The sequence below is a fragment of the Polyangium spumosum genome (genome assembly GCF_009649845.1).
GTDB lineage: Bacteria > Myxococcota_A > Polyangia > Polyangiales > Polyangiaceae > Polyangium > Polyangium spumosum.
Genome location: NZ_WJIE01000007.1, coordinates 140,360 through 151,273, shown reverse-complemented (window position 1 = coordinate 151,273; position 10,914 = coordinate 140,360). Strand labels below are relative to the sequence as shown.

Genomic DNA, 10,914 nt, shown 5'->3' with positions numbered 1-10,914 from the left:
CCGTCCACGGTGGCGCCGAGGGGCCCGCGACGATTTCGTGCTGCCTTGCGCGGACCCTTGATCCTTGGTAAGGGTCGGAGTTCCCTTCCCGGACCTTTCCATGCGCCAAAGATGCTCCATTTCGATAACCTGGTTTTCGGCGCTGGTCTCCGCGGCGGCGCTCTCCCTCTCGGGCGCCGCGGGTTGCCAGCGAGGCGCACAAGGTAACGAGGCGGCGCCCGCGCCGAGCGCCTCGGCGAGCGCGGCCGCGGCGCCCGACAAAAAGAAGGCGAGGCTCCCCAGGCCCACGGTTCGCGACGATCGTTTCGATCAGAAGATCCAGGAGCACCTGTCCAAGGTGCCGGATCCGACGATCACCGGGCCCGAGAGCGCGGCCGAGCCGCTCGAAAACCAGGTCTTTCGTGATCGGGTCCTCGGCTTCGTGCGAAAGGTCGCGGCGGTGGAGAAGGCCGGCGAGAGCGTGGCCTGTGATCTGCCGACGCAGTCCCCGAAGCCATTCCGCGCCGTCGTGTGGGGGTATCACGAGGGCGCGCAGGTCGCGCGCGGCGAGGCCTCGGATGCCTCGCTTTGTGTGGCCCTGAAGGAGGCCACGCGCCGCGCCGTCGCCTCCGGGGGCGGGACGAAGGAGGCGCTCGGGCCGCGGCGTATCGCCATCGAGCTGCCGGATCACGGCGTCTCGATCCTCGAGCACCAGGGCAAGGGGCTCGAGCTCGATCACGGCCTCGTCCCGCTGCGCAAGTTCGACAAGGGGCTGCTCGCGCAGCGTATCGACGAGGGGCAGGCGTATCTCCTGCGCGTGCTCGACCCCGAGCACAAGGGGGCGCACAAGTACTATCACGCGCCGGCCGACGCGTTCGAGCCCGAGCTCCACACCATTTACACGGCGTCGACGGGCTTCACGCTCCTCAAGCTCCACGCGATGAAGAAGGACAAGAGCCTGCTCGACCGGACGAAGAGCGCGGCCGAGTTCCTCCTCTCGATGCAGAGCCGCGACGAGCGCGACCACACCGCGGGCGGGTTCTTCTACACGCTCGATCTCAAGCGCGGCAAACCCGAGCGCAAGCTGGTCGTCGGCACGACCTCGAAGACGATCTTCACGCTGCTCGAGCTCCACACGCTCACGCAGGACAAGAAGTACCTCGACGCCTCGCGCAAGGCCGGCGATTGGCTCATTTCGATGCAGCTCCCCACGGGCGCCGTGCGCGCCGCGCTGAGCCAGCACGAGGGCGGCCCGTGGAAGGTGCACGCGAAGGAGTCGACGCTTTACACCGGGCAGGTCCTCTCCGCGCTCTCGCGCCTCTACCGCGCGACGAAGGAGACGAAATACCTCGACGCCGCCGCGACCACGGCGATGTACCTCGCCCAGAAGGTCGAGGCGAAGGGCTGCTACGTCGGCGACGAGTACCGCAAGCCGAACCCGATCTCGAGCTCGTGGCTCGTCCTCTCGCTGCTCGATTTCACCAGGGCGAGCGGCGACAAACGCACCGAGGACATCGTCTTCCGCTGCTCGCGCGAGCTCCTCGGCCGGCAATGGAAGCGGCCCGAGGACGCCTACCGGCACGGGCGCTGGAAGGGCTCCTTGTCGAGCAGCGGCACCGGCTGGCTCGCCGAGGTCATGAGCGAGGTGTTCATGTTCTGCAGGGAGAAGGGCAAGGAGAGCTGCGACGCCTACAAGGACGCCGTGGTTTTCGCCGTCCGGCAGATCATGCAATACACCTACGCGCCCGAGAACGATTTCGTGGTGAAGAACCCGAAGGCGGCCCTGGGCGGCGTGTTCTGGAGCGTGCGGGAACGGTATGTCCGGACAGACTCGGTTTGTCACGCCATGAACGCGTACATCAACATCCTGCCCTTCCTCGGGGACGGCGCGCTCGTCGAGCTGCCCGAGATGCCGCTCGCGGAGCGGCTCGCGTTCGACGCCGAGGCCGACGACAAGAAGGCCGAAGCCGAGGATCGGGCCGGCGGCGAGGACGGGAGCGACACGGACGAGGCGCCGATGTCGCGCGCCCAGGATCCGGCCGAGGAGGGCGGCGGCAGAGGCCCGCGCAAGGGGCCGAGGCGCGGAGGCCCGGAGGACGGGCCGCCGAGGCCACGTTTGCCCAAGGGGTTGCGGCCCCCGGGCCCCCGGGGACCGATGCCGCCGCCAGAGCAAATGCAGTAAACGTCAGAAGATTTCCGGGCAGAATGGCAGGCGCGGCGCGACGAACATCCGATCGGCGCGCTCGAGCGCGCCTTCGGTCCTCGCAACCACGCCTCCCGCCTCCGCGAGGCGCGTGAAGGAAAAACCCCCGAGGTAGGCCGATCCGAGCGCCGCCGCCGTGACCTGCAGGTCGCAGGGCTCCTCGGTCCGCGTCACGCGCGCGGCGGAGGCGTCGAGCCGATAACGGCCCGCGTTCCACGGGCAGAATGTGTCGTCGACCTCGATCACGATCGAGCCCTCCGCGTAGTATCGCCGCGCCGCGAGCGCCGAAGGGACGTCCACGACGCGGACCCACACGGCGTCGTAGGTGCTGTAATGCATCCGCCGCGGCTCGGCGAGCAGCAAGAAGAGCGGGTGATCCGGGGGCAAACAGGTGGCATTGATCCGCGTCGCGAGGTCCAGGTCGCAAAGGTAACGCCACGCGGCGCGCGTGCCCGCGGGCGTCGCGCCGATCGCCTCCTGCACCGTCACCGTGGTGACCGGGATCTGCGGGTCGACCGATTCGAGGCGCAAGCGGTAGAGCGCATAGGCCTCGTCGCGGCCGTCGATCTGGAAGATCACGCGCTGCAGCGGCCCCGAGCCTTGCCGCATCGTCTCCAGGTCGGGCAGCCTGCGCAGGCTCCACCAACCGGGCGAACGCGAGGGCATACAAGTGGCGGCGCGGCGGGCGCGCTCGTAGATGGGCGGGAACCGATCGAGCGCCTCCGCTTCAGTCACGAAGCGCGCCTGGAAGGGGACGGGCGAGCCCACGAACGCCGAGCGGTCGCGCACGATCGATACGTCGCCCGCGAACGAGGCGAGGCCATATCCGAAGCGACCATAAATCGTCGCCTCGGTCGCCCAGAGCGCCGCGATGGGCTGGCCGCGCTCGCGCGCGTCCTCGAGTTGCCTCTGGATGAGCTCGCGCAGGATGCCGCGTCTCCGGTGCGTCGGCATCACCGCGACCATCGTCAGGCCCGAGGTGGGGACCGCTGCGCCGCCGGGCGTGATGAAATCGAAGGCGAACGCGCCGGCCGAGCCGAGGACCTCGCTCCCTTCGAAGGCGGTGATTCGTGTCGTGAGCTCGGGCAGGCGGCGCGTGCGCTCCGTGCGCTCCGACGAGTGCGGGATACCGAAGGCGGTGCGGATGGGCAGGACGAACTCGTCCGTTTGCTCGGGTCCGAGGAGGCGAATTTCGATCGACATGACGGGGACGAACCTACCACCGTTTGCCCCGTCCGCGCGTTCGCTCGTGCGCCTCGCCGTATCCCGGGCGCGCGGAGGGGATACGTACGCCGCTCCTTGGTGGACGATCGGTGACGTCCCTGATGGCACGGCCCTCGCAGACGCGGATCCTGGCGACGAATCCCGGGGGATATGATGGCCGAACGGTTCACCTTGCCCGTCCTACCGCTGCGCGACACCGTCCTGTTTCCGGGGCTCGCGACGCCGATCACGGCCGGAAGGCTGAAGACGCTGCGCGCGGTCGAGATCGCGCTCCGCGCCGAAGGGGAGGACAAGCGTGTCTTCGCCGTCGCGCAACGTGACACCTCGGAGGAGCCCACGGAGAGCAGTCTCTTCGCGGTCGGCGTGATCGGGCGCATCGCCCAGGTGCAGCGGCTGGGGACGGGGCTCTCGCTCGTCCTGCAATGCGAGCGCCGGGCCACCGCGCTTCGATACGTGACCGAGGACGGGATCTTGCGCGCGGCTTGCGTGGAGCTCGCGGATCTGCCTCGCCGCCCGGGCGAGGAGGCGGTCGTGCTCGCGCTCGCCCGCGAGGTGCGCGAGCGAGCGATCGAGTACGGAAGGCGTCGCGGCGCGCCGAAGGAGGCGCTCGAGCAGTTCCTCGGCGGCGTCGAGGATCCGGGCGCGCTCGCCAATCACGTCGCGTTTTACCTCGACCTCCCCGTGGCCGAGAAGCAGGGCCTCCTGGAGACGCTCCGGACCGTGGAGCGGCTGCGCGCGCTCACCGTGCATTTGCACCGGCAAATCGGCATTGCCGAGACGCAGGAGAAGATCCGGACGACGGTGCAGGAGGAGCTCGGCGAGCGGCAGCGGGAGCTCTACCTGCGCGAGCAATTGAAGGCGATCCAGAAAGAGCTCGGCGAGGAGGACGAGGCGGGCATCGCGGATCGGCTGGAGAAGAAGATCGACGCGGCGGACCTGCCGGTCGAGGTGCGCGAGGAGGTGCGACGCGAGCTCGGGCGGCTGCGGCGGATGAGCCGCGAGACCTCCCCCGAGGCGCAGGTCGTGACGAGCTGGCTCGAGTGGGTCGGTGATCTGCCGTGGAACCGGCGGACGGACGATCACGTCGATCTGGAGATGGCGCGGCGGATCCTCGACGAGGACCATTACGGCCTCGGGGACGTGAAGGACCGGGTGCTCGAGCTGCTCAGCGTGATCAAGCTGCGCCTGCAGGGACATTCCTCGCCGCTCGAGCGGGCGCAGCGGGCCGCGCGGGGGCCGATCCTGCTCTTCCTCGGGCCTCCGGGGACGGGGAAGACGAGCATCGCGGAGAGCATCGCGCGGGCGATGGGGCGCAAATACATCCGCGTCTCGCTCGGCGGCGCGCGCGACGAGGCCGATATCCGCGGCCACCGGCGCACGTACGTCGGCGCGATGCCGGGGCGCATCCTGCAGGGCATGCGGCGCGTGGGCTCGAAGAACCCGGTCTTCACGTTGGACGAGATCGACAAACTCGGCGTGTCGTACCAGGGCGACCCGGCGGCGGCGCTGCTCGAGGTGCTCGATCCGGCGCAGAACGTGTCGTTCGTCGACCATTACCTGGGTTTGCCCTTCGACCTCTCGGAGGTCCTCTTCGTGTGCACGGCGAACCTGCGCGAGGGGATCCCCTCGCCCCTGCTCGACCGGATGGAGACGATCACGTTCCCCGGATACACGGAGCTCGAAAAACTCGAGATCGCGCGACGGTATCTCTTGCCGCGACAGCGGCGCGAGTGCGCGCTCGAGGAGGAGCAGCTCGTCGTGTCGGACACGGCGCTGCTCGACGTGATCACGAGTTATACGCACGAGGCGGGCGTGCGGCAGCTCGAGCGGGCGATCGGCTCGCTGGCGCGGAAGGCGGCCCATCGTATCGCCACGGGGGCCGCAGAGCGGGTGCGCGTCGATACGGTGGCGGACGTCCGCGTGCTGCTCAGGCGCCCGCGCATGCGACCGACGACCGCGCTCGATCGAGACGAGCTCGGGGTGGCCACGGGCATGTATTACACGCAGGAGGGCGGCGATATCATGCACGTCGAGGCGAGCATCGTGCCGGGCAAAGGCGAGCTCGCGCTGACGGGGCAGCTCGGCGACGTCATGAAAGAGAGCGGGCGCGCGGCGCTGACGTACGCGCGTGAGCACTCCGCGGCGCTCGGCGTGCCGCGGGATCGGCTGGAGGGCCGGGACATCCACGTCCACGTGCCCGCCGGGGCGATCCCCAAGGACGGGCCGAGCGCGGGCGTGACGATGGCGACGGCGATCGTGTCGGCGCTCTCGGGGCGGCGCGTCCGCAAGGACGTCGCGATGACCGGGGAAATCACGCTGCGCGGGCGGGTCTTGCCGATCGGCGGCGTGAAGGAGAAGGTGCTCGGCGCGCACCGGGCGGGCATTCCGGAGATCATCCTGCCGCGGGACAACGAGGCCGAGCTCGAGGATCTCCCGGAGGAGGTGCTGCGGTCGCTGCATTTCCACTTCGTCGAGACGCTCGACGAGGTGCTGGCGATCGCGCTCCGCGCGCCGCCCGCCGCGGCGTGGCCGATCGAGGTGGAGACGCCGCGGGCGGCGTGAGCCTCACTCGTGCTCGTTGTCGACGAAGATGTGCGTGGAGAACCGGATCGTGCCGCTCTGCGTGTCGCGTGTCCCGGCGAGCGTCAACGTGCTCAGCGTCCCGTCGCCGTCGAGGTCACCCACGGCGGCGACCTCGACGCCCGTGGGGCCGGGGTCGGGGCCGCCGAGGGGCGGCCCGAGGTAGGATTGCTCCACGGAATAACGATACTGGTAATAGGTCGGGTCGCTGATCCCGAAGCGGACGCAGCGCCAGCAGCACTGGTCGAAGTCCTGGCCGCCCGAGTTGTTGGGCTGGTATTTTTTGGCCGCCGGGACGGTCTGGGGCGCGACGCACGTCATGCTCCCGCCGCACTCGGGGCACCAGACCGAGGTGCTCGTGGCCGATTCGCCGCCGAGGGGCAGGACCTCGCTCTTCGCGGTCCGCTCGGTGAGCATCGCAATGCCGCGCGCAATGACGCCCATCGATTGCTTTGCCTCGCTGACCTTCGCCGCCGCGAGATAACGCCGCACGCCGAACATGGCGAGCGCCGCCAGCACGCCGATGATGACGACCACGAGCATCACCTCGACCAAGGTGAAGCCTCGATTTTGCCTCCGCCGCTTCATGTCTCGTTTCCTTGGAGAGCGCGCGCCAAGCATGCCGCGTGCCATGCTCGCATCGTCCTGGATCCAGGGCTCCGGATGCAAGAAAGATGAGCGAGTGGCGCGTGGCGCCGCGCCGCGTCAGGGCCGCGGTGACCAAAATTGTCACCCGTTGGTCGTCCGGGTGACCAATCTTGTCATTTCGGGTCCGCGGCGAAGCACTCGCCTTCGCCGCGGAAATGTCCAACCGTGCGGGAGAGGTCGGTGACGAACGCGCCGAGGTCGTTCACGTCGCCGGCCGCGCCCGTGCCGTAGGCGCCGTCCGCGGGGTCGATGTCCACGAGCTTCTTCGCGGCGAGCTCGGCGAGCGTGACCTCGCCGTCGCCGTTTTCGTCCGCCGAGGCGAGGGCGTCGAAGCGGAGCTTCGCGGTGGGCGATTGCAGATCGTCGTAGAACAGGTGATCGCCGTGGATCGTGAGCTCCACGTTGTCGACGCCGCCGTTCGTGACGAGGACCCCGGGCGTCTCGCGGCCGTCCTTCTCGCCTTTGCATTCGGTGTACGCCGTGGGCACGCCGAAGCCCCAGCGGAACGTCTTTTTTGTCGCGCCCTGCGTGGCCTCGCCCTCCGCGAAGAGGGCGAAATTGCCTTGCTTCATGGCGTCGAGGTCGGCCGCGGTCGCGCCTTCGCCGAGCTCGGTGTCGTCGCCCGCGGGGCGGACCTCGAAGCTCACCTTCGTCCACGGCTTGGCCTCGAGGCCCGGGAACGTGACGAGCGGCTTGACCCCCTGGGCCACGTGATCGAAGAGCTTGGTCGTCGTCATCTCGGCGCCGATCTCGCCCGCGTCGTCGGCGATCCGCACGCCGCCGAGCACGACGAGGAACTTCGAGAATCGGATGGTCCAGCCGTCCTCGAATTCGGACGCGGGGATCTCCTGCTCGATGTACCCCTCGCCCCAGGTCGTGATGGCCACGTCCCCGCGGCCGGCGGGCTCCTCGGCGCCGCAACCCGCGAGGAGGGCGGCGGCGAGGCCAAGGCAGGTTTTTCCGAAATGGTTTTTCATGGTAACCTCGTCAAGGTGTCGAATGGTGGAAGGTCACGGCGGATCCCTTCTTGAATCCGCGGACGATCGCGCGGAACGCCGCGCCGTCGCGCGGCAGGACGACGGGGGCGCCGTCCGGGCTCTCGGGCACCGCGTCGAACTCGGCTTGATCGAGCCATACGCTCGGGGCGACGTGGACGGTGATCGTGCCGTCGTCCTGCACGTCGGGCGCGCCTGCGAAGGCGCACCCTTCGAGGCGCGGCTCGCCGTACGCGTCGAGCACGTCCTCGGCGTCGGCTTCGACGCGGAAGACACGGCTCATCGTGTCTTTTTGCGCCTCGCCTTCGAGCACGAGGACGTGCCCCGCGAGGAGGTCCTTCGCGTCGCCCGTGGGCGTGGGCTCGAACGAGAAGCGGGCGGAGCGATACACGCCCGTCACGCCCGCGCCGGGCGGGAGGTCGGCGGGGCCTTTCGCGAGGTCGACCGAGGACGGGACGAGCACCTGGCCCATGGCGTCGCCGGCCTGGTAATGGCCGGGGTGCGCGTGGGCGACGCCGACGCCGAGGAGCGAGGCGAAGGAAGGCCCGGGGCGCGTCGGAGCGGCGGCGGTCGAGAAGATGGGCGCGCCGTTGAAATAATAAAGTGGGCCGACGGAGACGGCGGCGACGTCGAGGCGGATCGACCAGCCGTAGGAATTGACGAACGGCGCGTTGATCCCGTCGTCGGCGACGATACGCGTCTGCAAGGCGACGCGCTTGCCGCTCGTGGCCTCGGCGGGCCCGCAGGCGGAGGCGAGGGCGCCCGCGGCGAGCGAGAGGCCGACCAGGAAAAACCCGGCCGCGGACGAGAGGCCCAGACGAACCATGTTTCGTTTCATGATGCTGCTCGGTTCCCCTAGAGGTGCAGGGACAAGGTGCCCATCAAGGTGAGCGGCGCGCCCACCGTCACGTGGTCGAGCGGCACGAGCGAGGGCGCCGCGCCGCGGGTGAAGCTCGATGCATAGGTGAACTGGCCGTCGTACCATTTCGCGTCGAGCAGGTTGTAGACGTCGAGCTCGATCTCGACCTCGCGCAGCCGCGCGCCCACGGTCGCGTCCGCGAGGAAGATGTCCCGGCCAAACTCCCCGAAGCGCAGGGGCCGGGCGCCGAGGTAGGCGAGGCCCACGCCGATCTTGCCCACGAGATCACGGCCGAAGAGGCGCGCGAGGCGAGGCGTGAGCGCGACGTCGGCGCGCGCGACGAGCTGGGGCGAGTAGGGGACGAGCGAGCCGAGGTCCGCGTCGGGGCCCGCCTCCGTGAACGAGGCGCGCGAATACGTGACGCTGCCGCTCTCGACGATCCACGAGCGCGGGCGCAGGACGAAATCGAGCGAGAAGCCGGTGCGCTGCGTGGCCGGGACGCGCTCGTAGGCGGCGGCCTTCTCGTCGAAGACGAGGTCGTCGGAGAGGCGGGTATGAAAGACGCTGAGGTTCGCCCGCGCGCGCTCGCCGTCGGCATAACGCAGGCCCGCCTCGAAGGAGCGCACGGTGGTGAAGGGCGTGCGTTCGCCGTCGCCGAGCGTCCGGGCCTGCGGGGAGCGAAAGCCGTCGCCATAACTCGCGACCGCGTGCAGGCCCGGGAGCAACGTGACGTCGATCGTGGCCTTTCCACCCACGCGCGCGCCCATGGCCGCGCGCGCCGCCCCCGCGCCTTCGCCCGAGGCGAGGTCCGTGACGCCATAAAAGAGCCCATCCACGCGCACGCCGCCGCGGATCACCACGCGGCGCAGCGGCCGGAGCGAGGCGTCGACGTAGCCGGCGACGTCGGCGGCGCGGACGCGGGCGTCGACGAGGGTGTCCGTCACGCGATCGGTGACGACCGAGAGCCTCCGTTGCGATTGCTCGATCGAGTCCCCCCGCGCCTGGACGCCGATCTCGAGGGCGTCCTCGGGGGAGAAGAGCGGCGTCTTGCGGTGGTAATGGGCGGACAAACCGAAGGTCGTCGCCTCGTTGATCTGCTGCTGCGAGTCGCCGTCGATCGGGTCGCCGAGGAAACCTGTGTAATTGGCGCGGAGCCGCAGGCCTCGCAGGACGAGATAAGGCGTGAAGGAGAAGCGCGCCTTGCCGCTGTCGTCGTCGTGGTCGAGGGAGAGCACGACCTGGACGCGGGTGGAGTCGCCGCCCTGGCGCGCGTCGTAGGTCGCGAATCGATCGACGAGCCCGCGCTCGACGTCGTCGCGGCGCAGGACGCCGGCCGAGGAGAACCGCGCCGCGTAGGCCGAGGCCATGACGCGGGCCGAGAGGTTCTGGCCGAGGGGAAAGACGTGCTGGGCGATGGCCGAGGCGCGGCGGGCGGCGCGGGAGGGGCCGAATCCGTCGGTGCTCTGCGCCTCGAAGGCCCCGAACGTCGCCTCGGTCGTGCCCGCGGGGCGATAGGCGAGAAAGAGGCGCCGCTCGCCGTAGGTGCCGAGGCCGAGGGACGAGGAGAACCCCGCCTCGGCGAGGCCGAGGTCCATTTCGATCGTGCCCGCGACCGCGAAATCACCTTGCCGCGGATCGTAGGGCCCGACCTTCGCGCGGACGCTCTTCACGACCTCGGGCATCACGAAATGCAGGTCGGCATATCCCTGGCCGTGGACGTTCGAGACCTCGTTGACCGGCGCGCCCGCGACGCGGAGCTCGAGATCCTGGCCGTGCGCCGCGTCGAACCCCCGCAAGAAGATCTGGTGCGCCTTGCCCTGGCCGCCGTGCTGCGTGATGAAGACGCCCGGCACGACCCGCAAAAGATCACTCGCCGTGCGGTGCGGGGCCGCGGCGAGGACGTCGCGCTTCTGTACGACCTCGGAGGCGCTGCGCGGCGGCCCTTCGCCCCGAACGGTGACGGAGATCGGCCGCGGCGGCGGGGGCGGCGGATGCGGGTGCGGGTGCGGGGGCGGATCCACGAGGCCGGGCGCGGGTTTGTCCGCCGGTTTGTCGTGCTTCGCCGCTTCGCCCTCGAATCGCGCGATCATGCGGATCTTGGCCTTGACGGGTTTGCCGCTCCGGCGCGCTGGCTCGAATGTCCACGCGGCTGCGGCGCGGATCGCCTCGGCGTCGAAGGCCGGCGAGACGCTCGCCTCGACCTCGATCGCCACGGCGCGCCCGTCGGGGCCGACCGTGATCACGAGCGGGACGATCACGTCGTGCGCCGCGGCGCGGCCGTCGGGCCAGGCCGGCCTGGGCTGGCTCTTTGGCGAAGGCGGCGTGATCTCCTCGTGCGCGCGCGCCGGCGAGGCGACGAGCGACGCCAGAACGAGGAGGGCCGAAGGGAAAAGAGGGCGGAGGCGCAAGCGAACGTCCCGGGGGAG

The 10,914-nt window shown here is 70.0% G+C and carries 7 protein-coding genes; 2 read left to right on the top strand and 5 right to left on the bottom strand.

Annotation, left to right across the window (positions count from 1 at the left end):
- The first annotated feature begins 100 nt into the window (after positions 1 to 100).
- On the top strand, positions 101 to 2,161 hold the full coding sequence (locus GF068_RS24795; RefSeq protein WP_206079539.1) for a glycoside hydrolase family protein: 2,061 nt from the start codon (positions 101 to 103) through the stop codon (positions 2,159 to 2,161).
- Positions 2,162 to 2,164: 3 nt separating this feature from the next.
- Here GF068_RS24795 and GF068_RS24790 read toward each other — a convergent pair whose 3' ends face one another.
- Positions 2,165 to 3,385 carry a GNAT family N-acetyltransferase gene (locus tag GF068_RS24790; protein WP_153821938.1) on the bottom strand — a complete coding sequence of 407 codons (1,221 nt, stop codon included), beginning with the start codon at positions 3,383 to 3,385 and terminating at the stop codon, positions 2,165 to 2,167.
- 171 nt (positions 3,386 to 3,556) lie between these two features.
- Here GF068_RS24790 and lon point away from each other — a divergent pair, with 171 nt between their 5' ends.
- Entirely contained in the window at positions 3,557 to 5,968 is a 2,412-nt protein-coding gene (lon, locus tag GF068_RS24785) for an endopeptidase La (RefSeq protein ID WP_240807374.1), read from the top strand.
- A gap of 3 nt (positions 5,969 to 5,971) precedes the next feature.
- Here the strand turns inward: lon and GF068_RS24780 are convergent, their stop codons facing one another.
- The 4 genes from GF068_RS24780 to GF068_RS24765 all read right to left on the bottom strand — a co-directional run bounded on the left by GF068_RS24780 (position 5,972) and on the right by GF068_RS24765 (position 10,896).
- The gene (locus GF068_RS24780) at positions 5,972 to 6,574 is read right to left on the bottom strand and encodes a type II secretion system protein (RefSeq protein ID WP_153821937.1); all 603 of its coding nucleotides are present in this window, start codon (positions 6,572 to 6,574) and stop codon (positions 5,972 to 5,974) included.
- A 173-nt stretch (positions 6,575 to 6,747) separates the two neighbouring features.
- Positions 6,748 to 7,611, bottom strand: coding sequence for a hypothetical protein (locus tag GF068_RS24775; RefSeq protein ID WP_153821936.1), 864 nt, complete (start codon positions 7,609 to 7,611; stop codon positions 6,748 to 6,750).
- Between the two features lie 10 nt (positions 7,612 to 7,621).
- Positions 7,622 to 8,467 (bottom strand): hypothetical protein, encoded by an 846-nt coding sequence (locus tag GF068_RS24770; protein ID WP_153821935.1) that lies wholly within the window; start codon positions 8,465 to 8,467, stop codon positions 7,622 to 7,624.
- A 17-nt stretch (positions 8,468 to 8,484) separates the two neighbouring features.
- The gene (locus GF068_RS24765; protein WP_153821934.1) at positions 8,485 to 10,896 is read right to left on the bottom strand and encodes a TonB-dependent receptor domain-containing protein; all 2,412 of its coding nucleotides are present in this window, start codon (positions 10,894 to 10,896) and stop codon (positions 8,485 to 8,487) included.
- Between the last annotated feature and the right edge of the window lie 18 nt (positions 10,897 to 10,914).

What these genes read in the sequence shown, in the direction of transcription:
- GF068_RS24795 (WP_206079539.1), top strand. Translation starts at nt 101, where the DNA reads ATGCGCCAAAGATGCTCCATTTCGATAACCTGGTTTTCGGCGCTGGTC.
- GF068_RS24790 (WP_153821938.1), bottom strand. Translation starts at nt 3,385, where the DNA reads ATGTCGATCGAAATTCGCCTCCTCGGACCCGAGCAAACGGACGAGTTC.
- lon (WP_240807374.1), top strand. Translation starts at nt 3,557, where the DNA reads ATGATGGCCGAACGGTTCACCTTGCCCGTCCTACCGCTGCGCGACACC.
- GF068_RS24780 (WP_153821937.1), bottom strand. Translation starts at nt 6,574, where the DNA reads ATGAAGCGGCGGAGGCAAAATCGAGGCTTCACCTTGGTCGAGGTGATG.
- GF068_RS24775 (WP_153821936.1), bottom strand. Translation starts at nt 7,611, where the DNA reads ATGAAAAACCATTTCGGAAAAACCTGCCTTGGCCTCGCCGCCGCCCTC.
- GF068_RS24770 (WP_153821935.1), bottom strand. Translation starts at nt 8,467, where the DNA reads ATGAAACGAAACATGGTTCGTCTGGGCCTCTCGTCCGCGGCCGGGTTT.